Annotated in this window: 24 protein-coding genes; 10 read left to right on the top strand and 14 right to left on the bottom strand. The window is 67.0% G+C overall.

Going from position 1 to position 21,710, the window contains the following annotated elements; all coding sequences use genetic code 11:
* The 3 genes from tsaE to regB all read right to left on the bottom strand — a co-directional run.
* Positions 1-404 (bottom strand): tRNA (adenosine(37)-N6)-threonylcarbamoyltransferase complex ATPase subunit type 1 TsaE (gene tsaE, locus K1Y73_RS06995; RefSeq protein WP_225027469.1); only part of this gene is annotated, 404 nt, incomplete at its 3' end.
* A 93-nt stretch (positions 405-497) separates the two neighbouring features.
* Positions 498-2,087, bottom strand: coding sequence for a PAS-domain containing protein (locus K1Y73_RS06990; RefSeq protein WP_225027467.1), 1,590 nt, complete (start codon positions 2,085-2,087; stop codon positions 498-500).
* A gap of 126 nt (positions 2,088-2,213) precedes the next feature.
* Complete coding sequence (gene regB, locus K1Y73_RS06985) at positions 2,214-3,605, bottom strand: sensor histidine kinase RegB (protein ID WP_225027464.1); 1,392 nt, start codon at positions 3,603-3,605, stop codon at positions 2,214-2,216.
* A 90-nt stretch (positions 3,606-3,695) separates the two neighbouring features.
* Here regB and K1Y73_RS06980 point away from each other — a divergent pair, with 90 nt between their 5' ends.
* The 3 genes from K1Y73_RS06980 to K1Y73_RS06970 all read left to right on the top strand — a co-directional run bounded on the left by K1Y73_RS06980 (position 3,696) and on the right by K1Y73_RS06970 (position 5,328).
* Positions 3,696-4,334, top strand: coding sequence for an SCO family protein (locus K1Y73_RS06980; RefSeq protein WP_225027462.1), 639 nt, complete (start codon positions 3,696-3,698; stop codon positions 4,332-4,334).
* Positions 4,335-4,388: 54 nt separating this feature from the next.
* Positions 4,389-4,943: an ActR/PrrA/RegA family redox response regulator transcription factor gene (locus tag K1Y73_RS06975; protein WP_225027474.1), complete on the top strand. Its 555-nt coding sequence runs from the start codon at positions 4,389-4,391 to the stop codon at positions 4,941-4,943.
* 70 nt (positions 4,944-5,013) lie between these two features.
* Positions 5,014-5,328 carry an H-NS histone family protein gene (locus tag K1Y73_RS06970; protein ID WP_225027473.1) on the top strand — a complete coding sequence of 105 codons (315 nt, stop codon included), beginning with the start codon at positions 5,014-5,016 and terminating at the stop codon, positions 5,326-5,328.
* A gap of 33 nt (positions 5,329-5,361) precedes the next feature.
* On the opposite strand, the gene K1Y73_RS06965 is transcribed toward K1Y73_RS06970, so the two are convergent.
* Positions 5,362-6,237: a LysR substrate-binding domain-containing protein gene (locus tag K1Y73_RS06965; protein ID WP_225027461.1), complete on the bottom strand. Its 876-nt coding sequence runs from the start codon at positions 6,235-6,237 to the stop codon at positions 5,362-5,364.
* A gap of 72 nt (positions 6,238-6,309) precedes the next feature.
* On the opposite strand from K1Y73_RS06965, the gene K1Y73_RS06960 reads away from it, so the two are divergent.
* The gene (locus tag K1Y73_RS06960) at positions 6,310-6,480 is read left to right on the top strand and encodes a hypothetical protein (protein WP_225027459.1); all 171 of its coding nucleotides are present in this window, start codon (positions 6,310-6,312) and stop codon (positions 6,478-6,480) included.
* A 9-nt stretch (positions 6,481-6,489) separates the two neighbouring features.
* On the opposite strand, the gene K1Y73_RS06955 is transcribed toward K1Y73_RS06960, so the two are convergent.
* Positions 6,490-7,083 carry an HD domain-containing protein gene (locus tag K1Y73_RS06955; RefSeq protein ID WP_225027458.1) on the bottom strand — a complete coding sequence of 198 codons (594 nt, stop codon included), beginning with the start codon at positions 7,081-7,083 and terminating at the stop codon, positions 6,490-6,492.
* A gap of 171 nt (positions 7,084-7,254) precedes the next feature.
* Between K1Y73_RS06955 and K1Y73_RS06950 the strand changes: the two genes are divergently transcribed.
* The 5 genes from K1Y73_RS06950 to K1Y73_RS06930 all read left to right on the top strand — a co-directional run bounded on the left by K1Y73_RS06950 (position 7,255) and on the right by K1Y73_RS06930 (position 11,602).
* Positions 7,255-7,710 carry a hypothetical protein gene (locus K1Y73_RS06950; RefSeq protein WP_225027456.1) on the top strand — a complete coding sequence of 152 codons (456 nt, stop codon included), beginning with the start codon at positions 7,255-7,257 and terminating at the stop codon, positions 7,708-7,710.
* A 97-nt stretch (positions 7,711-7,807) separates the two neighbouring features.
* Positions 7,808-9,205 (top strand): adenosylhomocysteinase, encoded by a 1,398-nt coding sequence (gene ahcY / locus K1Y73_RS06945; protein WP_225027455.1) that lies wholly within the window; start codon positions 7,808-7,810, stop codon positions 9,203-9,205.
* A 155-nt stretch (positions 9,206-9,360) separates the two neighbouring features.
* Positions 9,361-9,702, top strand: coding sequence for a DUF2853 family protein (locus K1Y73_RS06940; RefSeq protein WP_225027452.1), 342 nt, complete (start codon positions 9,361-9,363; stop codon positions 9,700-9,702).
* Positions 9,703-9,806: 104 nt separating this feature from the next.
* Positions 9,807-11,015, top strand: coding sequence for an MFS transporter (locus K1Y73_RS06935; protein ID WP_225027450.1), 1,209 nt, complete (start codon positions 9,807-9,809; stop codon positions 11,013-11,015).
* 41 nt (positions 11,016-11,056) lie between these two features.
* Positions 11,057-11,602, top strand: coding sequence for a carboxymuconolactone decarboxylase family protein (locus K1Y73_RS06930; RefSeq protein WP_225027449.1), 546 nt, complete (start codon positions 11,057-11,059; stop codon positions 11,600-11,602).
* Here K1Y73_RS06930 and K1Y73_RS06925 read toward each other — a convergent pair.
* The 7 genes from K1Y73_RS06925 to K1Y73_RS06895 all read right to left on the bottom strand — a co-directional run bounded on the left by K1Y73_RS06925 (position 11,599) and on the right by K1Y73_RS06895 (position 18,684).
* On the bottom strand, positions 11,599-12,387 hold the full coding sequence (locus K1Y73_RS06925; protein ID WP_225027447.1) for a DNA-binding transcriptional regulator: 789 nt from the start codon (positions 12,385-12,387) through the stop codon (positions 11,599-11,601). The genes K1Y73_RS06930 and K1Y73_RS06925 overlap by 4 nt on opposite strands.
* A gap of 41 nt (positions 12,388-12,428) precedes the next feature.
* The gene (locus K1Y73_RS06920) at positions 12,429-13,271 is read right to left on the bottom strand and encodes a fumarylacetoacetate hydrolase family protein (protein WP_225027446.1); all 843 of its coding nucleotides are present in this window, start codon (positions 13,269-13,271) and stop codon (positions 12,429-12,431) included.
* Positions 13,268-14,770, bottom strand: a complete 1,503-nt coding sequence (gene mhpA / locus K1Y73_RS06915) for a bifunctional 3-(3-hydroxy-phenyl)propionate/3-hydroxycinnamic acid hydroxylase MhpA (protein ID WP_225027445.1) — start codon at positions 14,768-14,770, stop codon at positions 13,268-13,270. The genes K1Y73_RS06920 and mhpA overlap by 4 nt, the downstream gene beginning before the upstream one ends.
* A 2-nt stretch (positions 14,771-14,772) precedes the next feature.
* Positions 14,773-15,753, bottom strand: a complete 981-nt coding sequence (locus tag K1Y73_RS06910) for a VOC family protein (protein WP_225027444.1) — start codon at positions 15,751-15,753, stop codon at positions 14,773-14,775.
* 119 nt (positions 15,754-15,872) lie between these two features.
* On the bottom strand, positions 15,873-16,874 hold the full coding sequence (locus tag K1Y73_RS06905) for a TRAP transporter substrate-binding protein (protein WP_225027443.1): 1,002 nt from the start codon (positions 16,872-16,874) through the stop codon (positions 15,873-15,875).
* 24 nt (positions 16,875-16,898) lie between these two features.
* Entirely contained in the window at positions 16,899-18,200 is a 1,302-nt protein-coding gene (locus K1Y73_RS06900; protein ID WP_225027442.1) for a TRAP transporter large permease, read from the bottom strand.
* 1 nt (position 18,201) lies between these two features.
* Positions 18,202-18,684, bottom strand: a complete 483-nt coding sequence (locus tag K1Y73_RS06895; RefSeq protein WP_225027441.1) for a TRAP transporter small permease — start codon at positions 18,682-18,684, stop codon at positions 18,202-18,204.
* Between the two features lie 250 nt (positions 18,685-18,934).
* On the opposite strand from K1Y73_RS06895, the gene K1Y73_RS06890 reads away from it, so the two are divergent.
* Positions 18,935-19,381, top strand: coding sequence for a MarR family winged helix-turn-helix transcriptional regulator (locus K1Y73_RS06890; protein ID WP_225027440.1), 447 nt, complete (start codon positions 18,935-18,937; stop codon positions 19,379-19,381).
* A gap of 239 nt (positions 19,382-19,620) precedes the next feature.
* On the opposite strand, the gene K1Y73_RS06885 is transcribed toward K1Y73_RS06890, so the two are convergent.
* Together K1Y73_RS06885 and K1Y73_RS06880 are read right to left on the bottom strand one after the other, a co-directional pair.
* Positions 19,621-20,712 (bottom strand): flagellar basal body P-ring protein FlgI, encoded by a 1,092-nt coding sequence (locus K1Y73_RS06885; protein WP_225027438.1) that lies wholly within the window; start codon positions 20,710-20,712, stop codon positions 19,621-19,623.
* Positions 20,709-21,710: a flagellin gene (locus K1Y73_RS06880; RefSeq protein WP_225027437.1), complete on the bottom strand. Its 1,002-nt coding sequence runs from the start codon at positions 21,708-21,710 to the stop codon at positions 20,709-20,711. Before K1Y73_RS06880 ends, K1Y73_RS06885 begins: the two co-directional genes overlap by 4 nt.

Here is a 21,710-nt window from a genome sequence, read left to right as displayed (position 1 = left end):
TCGATCTGCAGGGCGCGCCCCTCGCCGGCATGCGCCAGCCGCAGGTGCAGCGCGCCCGGGGGCAGGGCGCGGCCCAGCCGGTCGGGCCATTCGATCAGCACGATCTCGCGCCCCATCGCGGCATCCAGCCCCAGTTCCTCGATCTCGTCCGGACCCGACAGGCGGTACAGATCGGCATGCCAGATCTCGGCCTCGGGCCCGTCATAGGTTTGCACCAGGGTGAAACTGGGCGAGGGCACTTCGGTTTCCGCCCCACAGATCACCCGGATCGCGGCGCGGGCGATATGGGTTTTTCCAGCCCCCAAAGGGCCGTCCAGCAGCACCACCATACCCGGGCGCAGGCAATGGCCCAGGCGCGTGCCAAAGGCGTTTGCCGCTTCGGCATCTGGCAGGGTCAGGGTCACGGGGGCGGCGGCATCCATGCGCCCGAGTCTAGCGCCCCGCCGGGCAAGTGCAAGGCGGGGGGCGACAGACGGACGGCCGGTGCGGCCCCGGGATCAGGCGATCATGATCGCCTTTTCCTCGCCCGGGCTGACCGGCAACAGCGCCGGGTCGGGCAGGCGGAAACTGACCAGCGTGGCGCCATGCGGCATGGCCGAGACGCGGCAACGCAACAGCCGCCCGTCCTTCAGCCGCAACTCGCCATCCCAGGGGTCGCGCGGGCCGAAACTGCCGACATATTCGGCCAGATCGTTCCACAAAAGCGTGGGCGCCGTCATCTCGCGCCACAGGGCCAGAACCGAAACCTCGCCCGGGACCGAGATCATCGCCGCCTCCATCCCCGGCCAAAGATCCAGCGCCGCCCGGTTCGACAGCACGGCACTGCCATCCTGGGCAAAGACCACCACGGCATCTTCCATCGCGTCGATCACCGCCTGGCCCAGTTCCAGATCGGCACGATAGCGGCGGGTGCGCGAGATTTCGGTCGAGATATCCTCAAGCATGAAGGCCAGCGCGCCATTCGGATGCGGCCGGCCGATGACGCGATAGGTCTGGCCCGTGGGCAGGGTCCAGGTGTCTTCGAACAGGCCCGAGGCCGCCGCTTCCTCCAGATCCACCAGCTTGCGACGCCAGCTGCGGTAATCCTTGGGTTCGGGAATCATCTGCTTTTCACGCATCGCATCCAGCAGCGAGGCCAGCGTCGGGCGCGCGATCAGGAATTCGGCCGGCATGCCCGTCAGCTCGATCAGCGCGGGATTGAACATCTGCAACACGCGCTGCGAGTCGAAGATCGCCAGGCCGATCGGCAGATGGGCGAAGGTCTTGGCCAGGGTCTGCATGAAATCGCGCAGGCTTTGCTCGGCCGCGACAAGCCGGTCGGCGGGCTGGGCGTAATTCAGTGTCTCGCCGCGCAGGGGGGTGCGGGTCAGGTCGTACCACCGGGCCTGATCGGCGATGCGCAGCACCCGGCGCTGGGCCGCGGAGGCGCCGCCTTCGCGCGGAAACAGCACGGGCAGGGGCCAGCTGAGTTCCTGGCCCGGCTCGATCAACTCGATCGCGGTCTTCAGATAGGCGCCATTGGCCCAGACCACCTCGCCCTCGGCCGTTTCGCGCCAGATCAGCATCGGCGCGCGGGACAGCATGTCGCGCAGGGCGAACACCTCTTCCTGCATCGCGGTTTCGGCGGCACCGTCGATGGCCGGCAGATGCGCCTCGGCCTGGGAATCCAGCAGCGTCAGCCGGGTCAGGCCGCCCAGGTTTTCTGCCCGCAACACAAGGGGCGGTTTCACGTCATCGCGCGAACACAGGATGAAGCGGCCCTCGCGCGGCAGGCCCGAGATGCGCTGGGCCAGGCCCGGAAAGATCGGCTCCAGCTTCGACAGCGCCCGGATCCAGGCGGCGCCCGGATCATCCTCGGCAGCCGGGCCATCGCGCGGCTCGGTCGCGGCGATCATCGCCCAGCCCGAGGGCGTGGCGTCGACCAGTTGATCGCCATCGAACAGCAGCACAGTTGCCGGCGTGGCTTCGGCAAAGATCGACCGCGCCCGCGCGCCCTGGCGATCCGGCAGGGCGGCGATCGCAAGCAGGCTGGCAAGCGACACGAAGCCCGCAGTCAGAACCAATCCGAAGGCAAGCGACCAATCCATCTGATCCTACCCTGGCCAAATCAGGCCAGATAAGAACGGATGTGTTAACGCCGGGTTAACGTGACAGGAATTGCCGGGCCCGGGCGGCGGGGCGGGCCAGCCGGATGCACCGCGGCAAGGCCGGGCTCAGGCCTCGAAACGCTGGTTCAGGGCCGCGGTGGCGGCGGCGGGGGCCTCCAGCGCCGCAAGCGGCCAGACCGCCTCGACCAGGGCGCCGCAGCGTTCGGGGCGCTCTTCGGGCGTCAGGAACGGGTCGGCGGCATTGGCGAAGGACATCTGCGCCCCCGACCGTTCCAGAAGCGTCTTGGCGATGAACAGGCCCAGACCCATGCCTTCATATTCCGGGCGGCGGGTCAGATCCTGCTCGGTCCGGCGGGCGCGCACGAACGGGTCGCCGATCCGGCCGATGACATGCGGCGGATAGCCGTCGCCATCGTCGACCACCCGAATCGAGATGCTGCTGTCGCTCCATTCCCCGTCGATCCAGACAGTGCTGTGGGCGAAATCGACCGCGTTCTGAATCAGATTGCGCAGCCCGTGGATGATTTCGGGCCGGCGCAGGATCGTGGGCTGGCGCGGGCTGCCGCCGGGCAGGGCGCGCAGGGTGAATTCCACCTGCTTGCCGCGCAGCATATGCGGCTCGGCCGCCTCTTTCAGCACCGAGCCCAGCGGCGCCTGGCGGGTCTGCAGATCGTCCTTCCCGGCCCGGCCCATGCCGCGCAGAATGTCGCGGCAGCGATCGGCCTGGTCGCGGATCAGCTTGGCGTCGTCAAGCAGATCGGGCTTGTCCTGCAATTCGGCCATCAGCTCGGACGAGACCAGCTTGATCGTCGCCAGGGGCGTGCCCAGCTCATGCGCCGCTGCCGCGACCACGCCGCCCAGATCGGTCAGCTTCTGTTCGCGCGCCAGCGCCATCTGGGTGGCCAAGAGCGCATCGGCCATGTCGCGGATCTCGGTCGCGACGCGGCGGGCATACAGGCCCAGAAAGGCGATGCCGACCACGATGGCCAGCCAGAAGCCGAATTCGAACAGCCGCGGCACGGCCAGATCGCTGCCATCGGCCAGCCGGATCGGGATATTGGCAAAGGCCGTGACCGAGACCAGCGCGATGGCCGTGCCCGACAGGATCAGCGTCGATTGCAGCCCCAGCGCCGAGGCCGAGATGATCACCGGCGCCAGGATCAGCAGCGCGAAAGGATTGGTCAGCCCGCCGGTCACGAAGATCAGGAAGGACAGCTGCGCCAGGTCGAACAGCAGCGTCAGCAGCGCCTCGAATTCCGACAGCCGCTTGTTTTCGGGGAAAATGAAGACCGAAACCAGATTGGCGATCACCGAGGTGCCGACCGCCAGATAGCACAGGCCCAAGGGCAGCTGCAGGCCGAACCAGCGCTCGCCCACGGTGATGGCGGCCAGCTGGCCGATCACCGCCATCCAGCGCAGGAAGATCAGCGTCCGCAGCCGAACCCAATTGCCCACTGCCTCGGCCGACCAGATGCCCTGTGTGCCGTCCTGCCGCATCTTCCTGCCGTTCCTGGGGTCTTTTCGGCATTGTTACGGGCGGCGATCCGGGCAATCAATGGCGCCGCAACGAAAACCGGGGGTGCCGAGATGGTGAAACTCTATGCGACAGTGGCGGCGGCGGTTGTCGCGCTGGGTCTTATCGCGACCGGCGCATACATCGTGGGCAAGTCGTCGCTGCAGCCGGCCGACCCCTTCGCCCAATGCCGCCAGGGCCAGACCGGCGGCGCCGATATCGGCGGGCCGTTCACCCTGGTCGACAAGGACGGCAAGACCGTGACCGATGCCGAGGTGATGACCAAGCCCACGCTGGTCTATTTCGGCTATACCTTCTGCCCCGATGTCTGCCCGATGGACATGTCGCGCAACGCCGAAGCGGCCGACATCCTGGAAGAGCAGGGCCAGGACATCAATCTGGTCTTCATCACCATCGACCCGGCGCGCGATACCGCGCAGGCGGTGGGCGATTTCGCCGCCAATATCCACCCGCGCGCGATCGGGCTGACCGGCAGCGACGCGCAGATCGCGGCGGCCGCCAAGGCCTACCGGGTCTATTTCAAGAAACAGGAAGACGGCGATCCGAATTACTATCTGATGGATCACTCGGCCTTCAGCTATCTGATGCTGCCGGGATCGGGCTTTGCCGATTTCTACAAGCACGGCGCCTCGGCGGAAGAGGTTGCCCAGGGCGTGGGCTGCTTCCTTGACGCGGCACCGCGCGGAAATTGACCCCTTCCTGGATTGACCTTAATCTCGGCCGAACGGCGAACGGGGGACATGCGTATGACGGAAGACACGGCACCGGATCTGGGGCCCGACCGGAGCCTGCTTCTGGTCGATGATGACGAGCCCTTCGTCAAGCGTCTGGCCAAGGCAATGGAGAAGCGCGGCTTCCTGCCGGAAACGGCCGAAAGCGTTGCCGCGGGCAAGCTGATCGCGCAAAGCCGGCCGCCGGCCTATGCGGTGGTCGATCTGCGGCTGGAAGACGGCAATGGGCTGGATGTGGTCGAGACGCTGCGCGACAAGCGCCCCGATTGCCGGATCGTCGTGCTGACCGGCTATGGCGCCATTGCCACGGCCGTGGCGGCGGTCAAGGTTGGCGCGATTGATTACCTGTCGAAGCCGGCAGATGCCAATGATGTGATGAATGCGCTGCTGGCGCGTGGCGACGCCCTGCCCTCGCCGCCCGAGAATCCGATGTCGGCCGATCGCGTGCGTTGGGAGCATATTCAGCGCGTCTATGAGATGTGCGATCGCAATGTTTCGGAAACGGCGCGCCGCTTGAACATGCACCGGCGTACGCTACAGCGTATTCTGGCCAAGCGCAGCCCGAAATAACCGTTTCCGAGTTGCGGATTTGTGCCGTTTTGCCTAGATCAGAGATTTGGGTAAATCGGAAGGACCCGCAATGGATATTGATCTAAACACCCTCTCCCTGAAAGAGTTGAAGGATCTGCAGGCCCAGGTTGCGAAGGCGATCTCGGGATTTGCGGACCGCAAGAAGAAAGAAGCCCTGGCCGCGCTGGAAGAGAAGGCGCGTGACATGGGTTTCTCGCTGGCGGAACTGACCGGCGTTTCCGCCGGCCGCAAGCGCACGGTCTCGGCTGCGAAATACCGCAACCCCGAGAATCCGTCGGAAACCTGGACCGGCCGCGGCCGCCAACCGCGTTGGTACGCGGCGGCGATCAAGGCCGGCAAATCGCCCGAAGAAATGGCGGCCTAAGGTCGGGGGCGAATGCAGCGGCCCGATGTGGGGTCAGGCCGCCTGCAACAGCCATCTGACGAAAGCCCGGGCCGGCGCCCGCTGAGGCCCGGGCACAGTGACCAGAAAATAGGCCGGCAGGCTGTGCCGGCTGTCGCGCAGCAGGACAAGCCGGCCTGCGCTCAGGTCGTCTTCCAGCAGCGCCATGCTTTCCAGAACGATCCCAAGCCCCTGACGCGCCGCGGCCAGCGACAGGCTTTCATCGGGGAATTCGGTGCGGCTCAGGCTTTCCGGCTGCAGGCCCAGCGCCCGCAGGTAATTCTCCTGCTCGGGCCAGTCGCGGGTCAGCATCCAGTCTTCGGCCTGCATCTCGTCCGCCGTCAGGGTCGGACGCCCGGCCAGCAGCGCGGGTGAGGCCGCCACCGCCATCCGGGCCGAGGTCAGGAACCGCGCCTCGACCCCCGGCCAGCTGCCATTGCCATAGCGGATGCCCAGATCCATGCCCTCGCGCTTCAGATCGGACACCCGCGGATCGGGATGCAGCGCCAGCGCGATGTCAGGGTGCCGGTCCCAGAACGATTTCAGCCGCGGCATCAGCCATTGGGTGGCGAAACTGGGCGTCAGGGTGATCTTCACCGGGCGATCCGCCCCGCCGGCCTGCAAGGCCTCGACCCCCGACTGGATCGCGGCAAAGCCCTCGCCCAGGCTGCGGGCCAGATCGGCGCCTTCGGGCGTCAGCGCCATGCCGCGGCCCGCGCGCAGCACCAGCGCCACGCCCAGATGCGCCTCAAGCGCGCGGATCTGCTGGGCCACTGCGGCATGGGTCACATTCAGCGCCCGCGCCGCCGCCGACAGCCCGCCCAGCTCGGCCACGGCCTGAAAGGCGCGCAGGGCCGTCAGCGGCGGAAGGCGGTTCCAGGCGATGGGCATATGTTAGATCACCTTATAGTTTGGAAAACTTGCTGACTCGAGGAACACCGCTGTTTCTGCCATTACTATGGCATGATCCATCCAGAAGAGGAGCAGGAAATGTTACATATTTTTGCCGACGCGCTGCTCATTGCCACGCGGATGCAGCCCTTGCCGGATCAGGGCCGGCCGTATCGCCGCGACGCGAAAAGCGACGAACAAACCCGCTGCCGCTGGTTCGGGCTGACCGGGCTTCTGCGCTAGCCCTGGGGTCTAGCAGCCCGCCAGCAGGGTGTTGAACCGCGCGACATAGTCCGCCCGCACCGCGACGGGCGGACGCAATTTGATCGTCAACCCGCGGATCAGCATCGGATCGGGCTTGCCGAACAGCCGGTTCGCCTCGGCTTCGGAAAACCCGGCGATCTGCACCGCCTCAAGCCAGGCCGAGATCCGATCGGCCGCCTTGATCTGCTTTTTCACCGCCACGGGCAGCGCGGCCGGCAGGCCGAAGCGCAGATGCACCGCCGCGGTCAGCCTTTCATCCAGCGCGCCATAGGCCGCGCCCACCGCCGCCTTGACCGGGCTGATCATGTCGCCGATCACATATTCCGGCGCATCGTGCAGCAAGGCCGCCAGGCGCCATTTCACCGCAATGCCCGGATTGGCGCGCAGGAAGATTTCCTCGACCAGCAGCGAATGCTCGGCCACCGAATAGGGCCAGTCGCCGCGGGTCTGGCCGTTCCAGCGCGCCACGAAACCCAGACCATGGGCGATATCCTCGATCTCGATATCCATGGGCGTGGGGTCCAGAAGGTCCAGCCGCCGCCCCGAAAGCATCCGCTGCCATGCCCGCGCCTGTCGCGCCATCGCCCTGTTCCTTTGCGCCGTCATCCGCCCTGTCCTGGCCCGCCGATAGCGCGCCCGCCGCCGGCCTGTAAAGCGCCCGTCCCGTGCCGCAGGGAACCCAAAGCGCTGCCGCGCGTTGTTGACCCGAACGTCAAGGCGCCGCAGCGCGCCGGAAAGCAGGAGACAGCACGGATGAATCCGATCCCTTTCCTGGCCCTTGGAATGATTGCCTCGGGTTATGCCGCCATGGTCGGCTCGCTGGATGCCGACACCTCGCGCTCGGCCGCCCTGGCCGCACCTGCCGCGGAAATCACCGCCTATCCGGCCTTTTCGGGCGCGGGCACCGATGACCTGGCCATCTACGGCATGGACGGGCTTGCCGCATCCGAAGCCTATGACCGCCCGCATTGCGAGGCGCATGCCACCATGGTTGCCGGGCTGGACCACGATTTCGCCGAAAGCCTGGTCGAGACCGAAGTGAAGGCCGACGGCCTGATGATGGAGCTTTACGCCTCCGACTTGATGGGCACCTGGACGCTGGTTCACAAGGGCAATGACGGGATTGCCTGCATTGTCAGCTCGGGCACCGGCTGGACCGCGTCGGCCACCCCCGACATGGTGTTTGCCAAGGTCGATCTCGCAAGTTGAACGGATTGTCGCCGCCCACCCGCGGCCCGCAGCGTTGCCGAAAAGCGCCCTTGATGCTAAGTGCGCTGCCAAGCAGCAATCGTGGAGCAGCGGCGACATGGCCGATTACATCGTCAAAGACATTGCCCTGGCCGATTTCGGCCGCAAGGAACTGACCATCGCCGAAACCGAAATGCCGGGCCTGATGGCCTGCCGCGAGGAATTCGGGGCCAGCCAGCCGCTGAAGGGCGCGCGCATTGCCGGCTCGCTGCACATGACCATTCAGACCGGCGTGCTGATCGAGACGCTGAAGGCGCTGGGCGCCGATGTGCGCTGGGCCTCGTGCAACATCTTCTCGACCCAGGACCACGCTGCCGCCGCGATCGCCGCCTCGGGCACCCCGGTCTTCGCGATCAAGGGCGAAAGCCTTGAGGAATATTGGGATTACACCGACCGCATCTTCCAGTTCGGCGGCGAAGGCGGCACCTGCAACATGATCCTTGACGATGGCGGCGACGCGACGCTGTACATTCTGATGGGCGCGCGGGTCGAAGCCGGCGAAACCGATCTGATCGCGGTGCCGACCAGCGACGAAGAGGTCTGCCTGTTCAACCAGATCAAGAAGCGCCTGGCCGCCAGCCCCGGCTGGTTCACCAAGCAGCGCGCCGCGATCAAGGGCGTGTCGGAAGAAACCACGACCGGCGTGCATCGCCTGTACGAGCTGCACAAGAAGGGCCAGCTGCCCTTCCCGGCGATCAACGTCAATGACTCGGTCACCAAGTCGAAGTTCGACAACAAATATGGCTGCAAGGAATCGCTGGTCGACGGCATCCGCCGCGCCACCGACACGATGATGGCCGGCAAGGTCGCCGTGGTCTGCGGCTATGGCGATGTCGGCAAGGGCTCGGCCGCTTCGCTTCGCGGTGCGGGCGCGCGGGTGAAGGTCACCGAAGTCGACCCGATCTGCGCGCTGCAGGCGGCGATGGACGGCTACGAAGTCACCGTGCTGGAAGACGAAGTCGCCTCGGCCGATATCTTCATCACCACCACCGGCAACAAGGACGTGATCCGCATCGAGCATATGCGCGAGATGAAGGACATGGCGATCGTCGGCAATATCGGCCATTTCGACAACGAGATTCAGGTCGCGGCGCTGCGCAACCACAAATGGACCAATATCAAGGACCAGGTGGACATGATCGAGATGCCCTCGGGCAGCCGCATCATCCTTCTGTCCGAAGGCCGGCTGTTGAACCTGGGCAATGCCACCGGCCACCCCAGCTTCGTGATGTCGGCCTCATTCACCAACCAGACGCTGGCGCAGATCGAATTGTGGACCAAGGGCCAGGATTACGCCCCCGGTGTCTACATCCTGCCCAAGGCGCTGGATGAAAAGGTGGCGCGCCTGCATCTGAAGAAGATCGGCGTGAAACTGACCGAGCTGAAACCGGAACAGGCCTCGTATATCGGCGTCAAGGTCGAAGGCCCCTACAAGGCCGATCACTACCGCTATTGATCCTGCCCCCACGCGGGCATTTCCGCCCTTTGTCCGCCCCGTCGCAGCGATCCTGCGGCGGGGCGGCGTTTTTTCCCCATTGAACCACCGGCCCGATGGCCTAAGGTTTCTGCGCCGCCCCGGTTGGGGGGATGTAAAATGGGAACGAGGGTAAGATGGGCAAACGGGACGAATTGATCGCGAAATATGCCGAGGATCTGAAAGCCAAGTGCAACGTGGTTCCCGATCTGGAGTTGCTGACCAAGGTCACCATCGGCTGCGGCCCGGCGATCTATGACAATGACGCCCAGACCGTCGCCGCTTCGGATCCGGAAGAGCTGGAGCGGATCAAGGTCAATTTCCTGATCAAGAAGCTGGGCCTGAAGGACGGGCCGGCGCTGATGGAAGGCATCATGGCCGCGGTGGAAACCTACGGCAAATCCGAACGCAACAAATATCGCGCGCCGTTCTATTACCTGCTGGTCAAGCATTTCGGCAAGGAAGCCGTCTACGGCTGATCCGGCATTGCCGGCGCTTCCGGCCGTGTAAAGTCGGATATGAGATTGCACTTTGTCAGGCGGCGCGGCATGGTCCGCGCCGTCAGCCGTTTCACGGATACGCCATGACTGCCCCATCTCCTGCCAGTTCGACCCCGCCGGCTTCGGCCGAATCCACCGTCATCTCAATCATTCTTGCGGTCGCGACGGGTCATTTCCTGAATGACCTGATGCAATCGCTGATCCCGGCCTCGTATCCGCTGCTGAAATCCAATCTGGCGCTCAGCTTCACCCAGATCGGGCTGATCACCTTCGTCTTTCAGGGCACCGCGTCGATCCTGCAGCCGCTGGTCGGGCTTTATACTGACCGCCGGCCGCTGCCCTATGCAATGGCCGTGGGCATGGCGATGACCGGCATCGGGCTGGTGCTGCTGGCCCAGGCGGCCAGTTTCGCGGCGGTGCTGATCTCGGTGGCGCTGATCGGGCTGGGCTCGTCGATCTTCCACCCCGAAGCCTCGCGCATTGCCCGGCTTGCGGCCGGGATGCGGCCCGGCTTCGCGCAATCGGTGTTCCAGGTCGGCGGCAATGCCGGCACGGCGCTTGGCCCCCTGGCCGCGGGCTGGATCGTGCTGCGCCACGGGCAGATCACCATCGAATGGTTTGCCGCCGTCGCGATGCTGGGCATGCTGGTGCTGACGCTGGTGGGCCGCTGGTACATCCGCGCCGGGGCCGAGCGGGCCCAGGCGCGCAAGGCACGGGCGCGCTCGGCCGCGGTGCTGCCGGCCGATGCGGTGCGCTTCGGCATGGGGCTGCTGATGGTGCTGATGTTTTCGAAATTCATCTATCAGGTCAGCTTTTCCAGCTATTACGCCTTCTACCTGATCGAGCGTTACGATTTGACCGAAAGCCAGGCGCTGAATTGCCTGTTCATCTTCCTGGCCGCGGTCGCGGTGGGCACGATCATCGGTGGCCCGATTGGCGACCGGATCGGCCGGCGCCGGGTGATCCTGTGGTCGATCCTGGGCACGCTGCCCCTGTCGCTGATGCTGCCGCTTCTGCCGCTGGTGCCCACGGTCATCGTCGCCGGCCTGGCCGGCATGGTGATGGCCTCGGCCTTCCCGGCGATGGTGGTCTATGCGCAGGATCTGATGCCGCAGCATACCGGCATGGTGGCGGGGCTGCTGTTCGGCTTCGGCTTCGGCATCGCGGCGCTGGGGGCGGCGGGGCTGGGCGTGCTGGCCGACTATGTGGGCATCACCACGGTCTATCAGATCTGCGCCTTCCTGCCGGCCTTCGGCCTGTTCGCCTTCCTGCTGCCCGACGCAAGGCATTAGGCGCGCGCCATCCGACCGGCCGACTCCGAAGCAAGGATATCATGCCCGAACCCAGGCCTTCACCCTGCCCGCCCCTGACCGATGCGGACTGGCCCGCCGAGATCGCCGATCTGCAATCGGGATTTGCCGGGGCGCTGAACGTGTACCGGACCATGGCGCATCATCCCGCGCTGCTGCGCGCCTGGGCGCCGTTGCGGCAGCATCTGGTCCGGGAAAACGCGCTTGGCCCCGAACGCTCGGAGGTGGTGATCCTGCGGGCGGCGCATCGGATGGGGTCGGCCTATGAATGGGCGCATCACGTCAGCCGGGCCCGGGCGTTGGGCTTTTCCGATGCCCGGATCGCCGCGCTGCGCGACAGGCCCCAGGGTGAAGATGCGCTGATCGCCCATGCGGTCGACGCGCTGTTCGACCAACGCCGCCTGCCGCCGGATCTGGAGGCAGAACTGGCCGGGGCCATTGGCCGCAAGGCGGTGATCGACCTTCTGGCGCTGGTGGGTTTCTATTCGGTGCTGGGCTATCTGCTGATGACCTATGGCACACCGATTGACGATGCGGTGGCCGCCGAACTGGCAGCGGCGCCGCTTTAGCCGGGCAGGGCCAGGGCCAGCCGGGCCGCGATCTCGGCCAGCGGCGTGGCGCAGCTGTCCAGCGCCTTGCGCGCCGTCATCGCGCTGCGGATCCAGATCATCGACACGCAGCCCAGCACCAGATCGCCCGACAGGATCGGCACGGCAATCGACGAGGTCTGCGGCCGAAACTCGCCCGCATCGCGCAGCGCCACGCCGCGGGCACGGGTTTCCTCGATCATCCGCGCCAGCCATTCCGGTTCCAGATAGGGCGCATCGACCGGATCGCCCAGCCGGCGCAGATGGGCGATGATCAGCGCCCGCTCCTCATCGCCGCAAAAGGCCAGATAGGCCCGCCCGGCCGAGGTGCGCAGCACCGGCAGCCGGTAGCCGACCATCGCCCGGTCGATCGACAGCGGCGACCGGCCATGCGTGGTTTCCTGAATGATCATCGCCGCATTGTGATAGACCGACAGGTCCAGCGGCCAGACCAGCCTGGGGCCATATTCGGCGAAAAGCGGCGCCGCCGCCTGGCACAGATCCGAGGTCAGGGCCGTGCCATCGCCCAGCGAGGCCGCAAGCCGCGTGACCCGCACCAGGTTGGAGCTGCCGGAAAAGACCACATAGCCCGCCTCTTCCAGCGTCTGCAGCAGGCGGTAGACACTGGGCCGGGGAATATCCAGCGCGCGGGCAATCTCGCCCGGGCGCGCCTCGCCCACGGAATTCACATGCCGCAGGATGGCAAGGCCGCGCGTCAGGGCGCGCACGGCCTCGGGTTTTCGTTCGGTCTCGGCGCGGCCGGTCATGGCGGGCAGACTGGCACGCGGCGCCCGGCGGGGAAAGGGGGTCAGCCCTCGGCCCGGACCGGGTTGGTCAGCGTGCCGATGCCCGAGATTTCCACTTCGCAGACATCGCCGTCGCGCATCCACAAGGGCGGGTTGCGCCGCGCACCCACCCCGCCGGGCGTGCCGGATACGATCACATCGCCCGGCAAAAGCGGCAGGATGGTCGAGCAATAGGCGATCAGCCGGGGAACCTGCGTGATCATCAGGGACAGGTCGGTATCCTGCACCACCTGCCCGTTCAGCCGGGTCTGCAGATGCAGCGCGGACGGATCGCCGATCTCATCCGCCGTCACCATCCAGGGCCCGAAAGCGCCGGTGCCGGCAAAGGTCTTGCCAGGCATGAACTGATGCGTGTGCTTCTGCCAGTCGCGCACCGACCCGTCATTGTAGCAGGCATAGCCCGCCACATAAGACAGGGCCTCGGCCGCGGCGATGCGACGGCCTTCGCGGCCGATGATCACCGCAAGCTCGCCCTCATAGTCGAACTGATCAGAGTCCAGCGGCTTCACCAGCGCCGCGCCCTGGCCGATCTGGCTGCCGGCATAGCGCGCGAACAGCACCGGGTTCGGGGTTTCCTCGCGGCCGGTTTCCTTGATGTGGTCATGGTAGTTCAGCCCGACGCAGATGATCTTGTCGGGATCGGGGATCACCGGCGCATGGGTCACGGCGTCAAAGGCATGGTCGGGCTTTTCGGCCGCCAAAGCCGCGGCGGGCGCCATGTCGCCCTGGGCCAGGAAACCGCGCAGGCTGGGCGCCAGACCGCGTTTGCCAAGATCGACAATCCCGGCTTCGGTCACAAGGCCCCAGCTGGGGCCGGCCGCGGTGGTGAAGGAACAGAATCTCATGGGGCAACCATCCTTGGTTCTTGCGGATCGACAGGGTTTGGAAGGGCCGCCGCCAGAAGCGCGGCCAGGTCGGCCGGGGTTTCGGCGGCGCCCAGCGTGTGGCGGTCGGGGCGCAGCAGCACGGCGCGTGTGGCCAGCCGGGCCAGATGCGCGGCGGCATCGGCCGAACTGTCAGCGGTGACCAGAGCCACCCCCTTGGGCAGGGGCACGGCCGAGGCCAGATCCGCATCGGCCACCAGCACCCATTGGTGCGGGTAAACGCGATCCATCAGCTGCCCATCCGCCAGACGCGGCTGGCCGAACAGCCGCCCCGCCTTGTCGCCGATGCCAAGGCCCGGCCCCAGGGGCGGCGCGATGCTTTCCATCCGCGCAGTGCCATCGGCCCCGGGCAGCGCGGCGCGCAGCGCGGTTTCCGTGCCGGCGGTGTTGATCAGCCCGCCCAGCCGCACGGCGGTCTGAATATAGTCGCGGGCATTGGGCCTGCGTTCGGAGTCGTAGCTGTCCAGCAGCCGCTCGGCCGCCGCGCCCGTGACTTTGCCCTGACAGGCCAGCGCCAGTTTCCAATACAGGTTCGCCGCGTCGCGAATGCCCGCGCACATGCCCTGGCCCATGAAGGGCGGCGTCTGGTGGCAGGCATCGCCCGCCAGAAACAGCCGGCCCCGGCGCCAGTCCTGCGCCACCAGCGAGTGGAAGACATAGACCGCCGTCCGTTCCAGATCGGCCTCGTCCGGGCTTAGCCAGGGTGAGAGCAGCTGCCAGACCCGGGCCGGCCGGGCGATTTCGGCCGCATCCTCGCCGGGCCGGACGGTGATTTCCCAGCGCCGCCGCAGCCCCGGGCCGCGCACATAGGTGGCCGGGCGCTCGGGCACGCAATACTGGATCGAATGGTCGCCCAGTTCAGGCTTCTCGGCCTTCAGGATCGCGTCGATCACCAGCCAGCGTTCGTGGAAACCGTAATCCTCCATCTCCGTCTCGATGAAGCGGCGGATCAGCGACCGCGCGCCATCGCAGCCCACGACATAGGTCGCCTGAACCCGCTCGACCTTGCCGCGGCTCATGTCTTCATAGCGCAGGGTCACCGCCTCGGGCCCGTCCTCGACCAGGAACAGATCGCAGCGGCTGCGCACGGTCACGCTCGGCCGCGCCGCCATGCCGTCGCGCAAGAGCCGCTCCAGATCGGGCTGGTGAAAGCGGAAGTTCGACCGCCAGCCCTGCGGACCCACATCCTGCGGGCGCGGCCAATCCAGCAGCAGCTTGCCCGAGGGATCGACAAAGCGCATGCCGGGATGGCGGGCGGTCAGCGGCTCGATCGCTTCGGCCACGCCGATCCATTGCAGCACGCGCATCACCTCGGCATCGAAATGCACCGCGCGGGGCAGGTGATAGGCGGCGCTTTCGCGTTCCAGCACCAGAACCTTCAGCCCGCATTGGCCCAGAAGATGCGCCAGCGTGGCGCCGGTCGGGCCATAGCCCACCACCGCAACATCGAACCGTTCCATTCCTACCGACCCGCCTTTGCAAGTTCACCGTAAAGCCAGGGGCAATCCGCCACCGGCGGCGCGCGGCGCCCCTTTGCCGCCGCCTCAAGCCGCATGTCGCGCAGCCGCTTTCGGCCGCCCTCCTCGGTCAGATACAGCCGCTCATGCCCCCAGAAGCTGGGCCCGTCATGGGTTTCATGCGGCGCCCAGGTTGCCGGGTCGATCAACCGCCCGCCCCAGCCGTTCTCGACGAAAAACCCCGAGGGCGAATGCGCGTAATAGCTGGTCATGTAATCGTTGGTATGCCGGCCCAGTGTATAGGCGACGCCGTTTTCGCGTTGCTGGGCAAGGTCATAGCCCTGCCCGACATCGTCCAGGTTCTGAAACTCGACCATGAAATGGTGAAAGCCGCGCTGGCCCGAGCCGACCATGGCGAAGGAATGGTGGCGGTCGTTCAGGTGGAAGAAATACAGACCATAGGGTTCCAGCCCGTAATCCGTGACGTGGAAATCCAGCAGGTCGCGGTAGAAGGGCATCATGATGTCGATCTCCTGCACATGCAGGACGGCATGGCCCATGCCCAGGGGTCCGGTCCTGAAGCCGTCGATCGGCCGGCCGGGCACGAAAGGATCGCTTGCCAGCATCGGCGCGTGGAACAGCTCCACCCGGTTGCCCATCGGATCGTGGAACCAGATCAGATCGCCCACCAGCCGCCGGTCGGCCAGCCCGCCGCGGCCCGGATGCACCGCGACCCCGGCCGTCTCCAGCCGTGCGGCATAGGCCTGCAGATCGTCGCGCGCCGCGACTTCGAAACCCAGGAAGGCCAGCGTCTCGCCCGGCTCGTCCGAGACCAGCAGCCGCTGCGCGCGGTCATCCATGCGGAAGGCCACGGCCCTGCCGCCGCGGTCGATCTTCTGCATGCCAAGAAGTGTGCCGGCAAACTCGGACCAGTCCTCCAGCCGGTCAGAGCGCACGCCAAGATAGCCCAGAGCATTGATCGCCATGGTCGTCCCTTTCGCTTCGCGTTTCGGAAATTCCGTCCTGCCCGTCCCGGCGGCGGGGTCACAGGCTTCGGGCCCCGCCCGTCCGCAGGGCGGACAGGGCCCGTCCCGTCAGGGCGCTGTCACTTGCCCACCGCCGCATGGGCGGCCGCAAGCGCGGCTGTCGCGGCGGCCTGATCGGGCTGGCCCGCGATCCAGGCCTCGGCCGCCGGGGCCAGCGCGGCGGTCCATTCCGCGGCAGTGGCGGCGTCCGGATCGATGAACGTCACCTTGCCGCCCTCGCGAAAGCCCTTTTCGATCTCGGCATCGGTCGCATCCACCACGCCCGCGATCCAATCCGCCAGGACGCGGCCGGTTTCCGCCTCGAACACCTTGCGGTCTTCCTCGGGCAGGCTGTCCCAGGCCGCCTTGTTCATCAGGATCGCCATCGGCTGCGCGGTGAAGCGCTGGGTCGTGACCGAGGGGGCCACTTCGTCCAGCCGGAAGGTCTTGTAGGCGTCCATCACCCAGACCGCGCCCGACACGACGCCGCGTTCCAGGTTTTCATAGACCTGCGGCGCCGGGATCGCGACGCCCGAGGCGCCCAGCATCGCCAGCAACTCGGACCCGAAGGGCGAAGGCGTGCGCAGTTTCAGTCCGGCCAGATCGGCAGGTTTCGTGACACCGTCGCCCGCCATCAGAAAGCGGTAGCCGGGCGTCGAGAACAGCGCCAGCACCTGGTAATCGGCATATTCCCCGTCCAGCGCGCCGCTTTCGGCCAGCGCGTTCAGGATCGCCGTGCCATCGGCCGAGCTGGCGACCAGACCGGGCACCTCGACCACGCCCGACAGCGGAAACAGGCCCGGCGTATAGGTCGGCACGACCAGGGCAATATCGGCGACGCCAGCCTTGACCAGCTCGGCCTGGGCCGGAGGGGCCCCCAGGATTGCGCCCGGATACAGCCGCAAGCTTGTGCCGCCGGCCAGCTTCGGCCCGATCTCGTCGATCCAGGCCTGCAGGATCTTCGCCGAATAAAAGCCTTGCGGCGGCTCATGAACCGATACGCGCAGCTCGCGCGCCTGGGCGGCGAAAGGCGCGGTCAAAGCCAGCGCCAGAAGCGCGGGTTTCAGCAGTGACGTGAACATGAAGTCCTCCCTGGAATGTCAATGTCAGAAGGCGTGCAGCGGCAGCCAGGTCACCAAAGCCGGCAGGGCAATGATCAGCCCGACGCGCACCAGATCGGCCAGAACGAACGGCATGACCCCGCGCCAAAGCTCGATCATCTCGATTTCGGGATTGGTGGTCTTCAGCACGAACAGGTTCATCCCGACGGGCGGCGTGATCAGGCCCATCTCGACCACCATGACCGCGAAGATGCCGAACCAGATCAGGTCGATGCCGGCCGCCTGGGCGATGGGCACGAACAAGGGAACGGTCAGCAAAAGCATGGCCAGGCTGTCCATCAGCGTGCCAAGCACCAGATAGATCGCCAGCATCAGCAGGATCACCAGCAGCGGCTGGTCCAGAAGGCCCGAAAACATCCCGGTCAGGCTGAAGGGCAGGCCCGACAGGGCCAGAAAGAAGTTGAACAGGTTCGCGCCCACCAGCACCAGATACAGCGCGCCGCAGGTCATCGCCGTGTCCATTGCCGCATCCAGAAAGCCCGGCCAGGACAGGCGGCGCGACAGCATGCCATAGGCCAGCACCACGGCCGCACCGATGGCTGCGGTTTCGTTGGCGGTGAACAGCCCGGTGTACAGCCCGCCCATGATCAGGCCGAAAATGCCCAGGGGCGGCAAAAGCTCGGCCAGCGCCTGGCGGCGTTCGGCACCCACGGCCCGGGCGCGCTCTGGTGCGCTGGACCAGCCCAGCCACAGGGGCAGCCAGATCGCCAGGCAGTAGAGCGTGATCGCGATGACGATCGGCCCGACCGTCGCCAGCAGCAGCGACCGGATCGACTGTTCCGCGATGAAGGCATAGATCACCAGCACGGTCGAGGGCGGGATCAGGATGCCCAGCGTGCCGCCCGCCGCCACCGACCCCGCCGAAAGCGACCGCGAATAGCCGGCCACCTGCATCTCGGGCAGGGCGATCCGGCCCATGGTGGCGGTGGTCGCCAGCGACGAGCCCGAGATCATCCCGAACCCGGCCGAGGCGCCGATCGTGGCCAGGGCCAGCCCGCCGCGGCGATGGCCCAGAAGCGTGGCCATCGACCGATACAGCCGCCCCGACAACCCGCAATGCGCCGCCAGATTGCCCATCAGCACGAAAAGCGGCAGCATCGTCAGCGTGTAATTGGTCACGCTGTCCCAGAAGGTCGTCGCGCCGATGGCCACGGCGCCCGTCCAGCCGATGATCAGCGCCGAGCCCGCCAGCCCCACCAGGCCCAGCGCAACGGCAACCGGAATTTCCAGCAGGATCATCAGGATCGCGGCGACAAAGCCCAGACCCCCGACCAGAAGCCCGCTCATCTCAGACCTCCGATCCGCGGGCATGCCGCCGCAGCCCGACCAGCGCGCCCAGCACGGCGGCCGCCAGGATCAGGCTGACCGCGCCCAGCAGAAGCGGCATCGGCAAGCCCAGATCGCGCGAGGTCTCGGGCGAGCCGATCTTCTCCCAGGCATTGCTGCCGACGCTCCACAGCATCAGCCCCGCAAAGCCCAGCGATGCCAGCGCGCCCAGCCGGCCCAGCGGAAGGGCAAAGCGGTTCGGGGCCATTTCCGACAGCAGCTTTGCCGTCACATGGCAGCGCCGCGCATAGCAGACCGGCATCGACACAAGCGCGCCGAAGCCGATCAGGAACGAGGTCAGCTCGATCGCGCCCGGCACATTGGCGCCCGCCAGGCGCCGCAGCAGGACATCGGCGACCGTGACGGCCGCGCCGGCCAGGAAACAGGCCGCCGCCAGGCCCAGAAGACCCGGCTGCAGCCGGCGCAGGATCGGCCGCCGTCTCATCCGCCGCCCCGACGCGGCCGATGCCGCCCGCCTGACGCTTCGCGTGCCCTTCTTTGCATTGCCCCCTCCCGGACGAACGCCAACTCCCACATTCAGCTTTAGCCGCGCCACGGGCGGCGGGGCGACAGGGGGCGCCAATCTGTCCGCCAGCCGGACAGTTCCCAGCCCGGCCCCCCGCGTGCCGTTCTGGACTGTCCTGGCGCCATGCCGCAGACTGGGCGGCACGGGCAAGCGGCAAAGGTGGCGACAGGTGGCGCAGGATCATCAGGCGAAGATCGACGCCGGGCAGGACTATCTGCTGGACGAGCAGGTCGGCTATCTCTTGCGCAAGGCCTATCAGCGCAACTCGCTGATCTTTTCCGAGCTGGTGCCGGGCAATCTGACCACCACGCAGTTTGCGGTCATGGTCCGGCTGCAGGACCAGGGGCCGATGTCGCAGAACCTTCTGGGCCGCTCGGTGGCAATGGATGGCGCGACGACCAAGGGCGTTGTCGACCGGCTGGTGGCGCGCGGCCTGCTGCGGACCGCGCCCGATCCCGAGGACCGGCGGCGCCATCTGATCTCGCTTAGCGAGACCGGGGCCGAGGCGGTCGCGGCGGCCTGTCTGGCGGCGAAAGAGGTCACGCGCGCCACCCTGTCGCCGCTGCGCCCGGCCGAGCGGAAAACCTTCCTGCGGCTGCTGCACCGGCTGATCTGAGGCCGAAGCCTTCAGTCACCCGGATTTCGCCAGCGCCCACGATCCGGTCATGCCAGACCGCGCCACGCCGCAATTCCGGAAAGTCCCGCGGGGCCCGCACCACCGCCTCCGCCGCCGGTCGGCCGTTTCGCGCCGCGCAAGCCGGTTGTGCGCACCCTGACGCCGCACGATACGCTGCCGGCCGCAGCCCGCGCGACCCTCGCCAGCCTGCCCGATCGGGGCGGTTCCGGGCCCGACCCCTACTGGATCACGAATTCCGCATGCAAGGCCCCGGCCGCGTTGATGCTTTTCAGGATGTCGATCATGTCATTCGGTGCCACGCCCAGGGCGTTCAACCCGGCCACGACTTCCGACAGGTTGGTGCCGCCCGGCACTTCGGCCAGGCCAGTGCCGTCCTTGGTGATCGAGGCCGAGCTGCGCGGCACCACCACGGTCTCGCCCTCGCCGAACGGGCTGGGTTGCACCGCAATCGGCGCCTCTTCCACCCGCAGCGTCAGATTGCCCTGCGCCACCGCGACCCGGCTGATCCGCACATCCGCGCCCATCACGATCGTGCCGGATCGCTGATCGACCACCACCGTCGCCCGGGTTTCAGGCTCGACCCGCAGACCCTCGATCCGGGCGATGGCATGGGCCGGCGTCTGCCCGGTGCGGCCCAGGGTCAGGGTGACCGTGCCCGAATCCTCCATCGCCGCGACCCGGGCGCCGAATTCGGCGTTGATCACTGCTTCGATCCGCGCGGCGGTGGTGAAATCGGGCGTCTTCAGCGCCAGCCGCAGCGTGCTGACCTGGCTGAAATCGAAGGGCACCTCGCGTTCCACCCGCGCGCCCGACGGGATGGTGCCCGCCGTCGGCACACCCTGCACCACCCGCGCCGCCTGCCCCTGGGCCGAGATCCCGCCGGCGATGATCGTGCCCTGCGCCACGGCATAGATCTGCCCATCGGCCCCGTTCAGCGGCGTCATCACCAGCGTACCGCCCAAAAGACTGCTGGCATCGCCGATCGCCGAGACCGTCACGTCGATCCGCGATCCGGCCCGGGCGAAGGGCGGCAGGGTGGCGGTGACGAAAACCGCCGCAACATTCTTGGGCCGATAGTCCTCGCCCGTGATGTTGACCCCTAGCCGTTCCAGCATGTTTGTCATGATCTCTTCGGTGAAGGGCGCATTGCGCAGCCCGTCGCCGGTGCCGTTCAGCCCGACGATCAGCCCATACCCCACCAGGTCATTGCCCCGCACGCCATCCACCTCGACCAGATCCTTCAGCCGGATCGGCTCGGCCCCGGCAAGGCCTGGCAGCAGCAGGAACAGGCACAGAAACAGCCGGATCATCGCAGATACGTGGTCAGGTTCAGCGACGACAGCCGCGCCGTCAGCGTGTAAAGCGAGTCGAGCCGCGATTGCAGATCTTCCAGCCGCGCGGCGGCGTCATAGGGATCGGCGGCCATGATATTGGTGCGGGCAATGGTCAGCGCGGTGTCCTGCGCCCCGTTGCGGGTGGCGGCATCCTCGATCTGGGCCTGGGCGGTGCCGATCCGCGCCGCCAGAACCGCCCGCGCCTCGCTGGAGGACAGAAGCTGTTCGCCCGCCGCCCGGGCCAGGTTGCTGCGCGCCGCGTCCTGGCCCGACAGGATGCCGCGGTCCAGCATGGCCACCATCGCCAGCCCCTTCAGCGTTTCGCGGATCGCCGGATCCAGGGCGGTCACGCCCAGATCCACGTTTTCGCCTTCGCTGACCGGCAGGGCGGCGCGGGCCGGCCCGCCAGAATACAGCGCCTCATAACCGGCGGGATCGTCGAAGAAATCGGAAATCGCCGTGACCACATCCGCCACGGTCGCTGCCCCGGCCGTGACGCCATCCAGCGCGGCCAGGATCGTTTCGGAGCCCGGCAGGGGCGACGACTCGGCCCTTGTGCCGGCAAAGACCGCGCGTTCGGCAAAGCGGGTGTTCAGCGCCGAAATCGCCGAGTCGAACTGGCGGCGCCCATCGGTGACCACGGCTGTCAGCTGTTCAGGCAGGTTCAACCCGGTGTTGCGCAACAGATCGCTGCTGACGCTGGTGGCGCCGTCGGAAATCACCCCCAGCGCAACCTGCATCGTATCGGCAAGCAACGCGGTTTCCGCCGTGGTGGCCTTGAAGCCCGCCAACCGCGACAGGCTGTGATCCAGCGCGGCAAGCGCGAAGAAATCGCCGCCAACCGCCTTGCCGGCATCTGCCTTCTTTCCGGTCGTCAGCTCGGTCGAGGCGCGCTGCAGGTCAGCGCGCAGGCTGTTGCCCTGGCGGGCCAGCGCGGCGGTCAGGAAACCCGATGTCGAAAGCACACCCGTCAT

It is taken from the genome of Xinfangfangia pollutisoli, from assembly GCF_020179405.1.
Classification (GTDB): domain Bacteria; phylum Pseudomonadota; class Alphaproteobacteria; order Rhodobacterales; family Rhodobacteraceae; genus Pseudogemmobacter; species Pseudogemmobacter pollutisoli.
This window is presented reverse-complemented; position numbering and strand designations above follow the sequence as displayed.

Bases quoted from the DNA above. Each gene is read 5' to 3' on its own strand.
- K1Y73_RS06900 (WP_225027442.1), bottom strand. From the start codon at position 18,200: ATGAGCGGGCTTCTGGTCGGGGGTCTGGGCTTTGTCGCCGCGATCCTG.
- K1Y73_RS06975 (WP_225027474.1), top strand. From the start codon at position 4,389: ATGACGGAAGACACGGCACCGGATCTGGGGCCCGACCGGAGCCTGCTT.
- K1Y73_RS06895 (WP_225027441.1), bottom strand. From the start codon at position 18,684: ATGAGACGGCGGCCGATCCTGCGCCGGCTGCAGCCGGGTCTTCTGGGC.
- K1Y73_RS06905 (WP_225027443.1), bottom strand. From the start codon at position 16,874: ATGTTCACGTCACTGCTGAAACCCGCGCTTCTGGCGCTGGCTTTGACC.
- K1Y73_RS06955 (WP_225027458.1), bottom strand. From the start codon at position 7,083: ATGGCGCGACAGGCGCGGGCATGGCAGCGGATGCTTTCGGGGCGGCGG.
- K1Y73_RS06885 (WP_225027438.1), bottom strand. From the start codon at position 20,712: ATGATCCGGCTGTTTCTGTGCCTGTTCCTGCTGCTGCCAGGCCTTGCC.
- K1Y73_RS06960 (WP_225027459.1), top strand. From the start codon at position 6,310: ATGATCCATCCAGAAGAGGAGCAGGAAATGTTACATATTTTTGCCGAC.
- ahcY (WP_225027455.1), top strand. From the start codon at position 7,808: ATGGCCGATTACATCGTCAAAGACATTGCCCTGGCCGATTTCGGCCGC.
- K1Y73_RS06935 (WP_225027450.1), top strand. From the start codon at position 9,807: ATGACTGCCCCATCTCCTGCCAGTTCGACCCCGCCGGCTTCGGCCGAA.
- K1Y73_RS06970 (WP_225027473.1), top strand. From the start codon at position 5,014: ATGGATATTGATCTAAACACCCTCTCCCTGAAAGAGTTGAAGGATCTG.
- regB (WP_225027464.1), bottom strand. From the start codon at position 3,605: ATGCGGCAGGACGGCACACAGGGCATCTGGTCGGCCGAGGCAGTGGGC.
- K1Y73_RS06965 (WP_225027461.1), bottom strand. From the start codon at position 6,237: ATGCCCATCGCCTGGAACCGCCTTCCGCCGCTGACGGCCCTGCGCGCC.
- K1Y73_RS06930 (WP_225027449.1), top strand. From the start codon at position 11,057: ATGCCCGAACCCAGGCCTTCACCCTGCCCGCCCCTGACCGATGCGGAC.
- mhpA (WP_225027445.1), bottom strand. From the start codon at position 14,770: ATGGAACGGTTCGATGTTGCGGTGGTGGGCTATGGCCCGACCGGCGCC.
- K1Y73_RS06990 (WP_225027467.1), bottom strand. From the start codon at position 2,087: ATGGATTGGTCGCTTGCCTTCGGATTGGTTCTGACTGCGGGCTTCGTG.
- K1Y73_RS06925 (WP_225027447.1), bottom strand. From the start codon at position 12,387: ATGACCGGCCGCGCCGAGACCGAACGAAAACCCGAGGCCGTGCGCGCC.
- K1Y73_RS06940 (WP_225027452.1), top strand. From the start codon at position 9,361: ATGGGCAAACGGGACGAATTGATCGCGAAATATGCCGAGGATCTGAAA.
- K1Y73_RS06920 (WP_225027446.1), bottom strand. From the start codon at position 13,271: ATGAGATTCTGTTCCTTCACCACCGCGGCCGGCCCCAGCTGGGGCCTT.
- K1Y73_RS06950 (WP_225027456.1), top strand. From the start codon at position 7,255: ATGAATCCGATCCCTTTCCTGGCCCTTGGAATGATTGCCTCGGGTTAT.
- K1Y73_RS06880 (WP_225027437.1), bottom strand. From the start codon at position 21,710: ATGACGGGTGTGCTTTCGACATCGGGTTTCCTGACCGCCGCGCTGGCC.
- K1Y73_RS06980 (WP_225027462.1), top strand. From the start codon at position 3,696: ATGGTGAAACTCTATGCGACAGTGGCGGCGGCGGTTGTCGCGCTGGGT.
- K1Y73_RS06910 (WP_225027444.1), bottom strand. From the start codon at position 15,753: ATGGCGATCAATGCTCTGGGCTATCTTGGCGTGCGCTCTGACCGGCTG.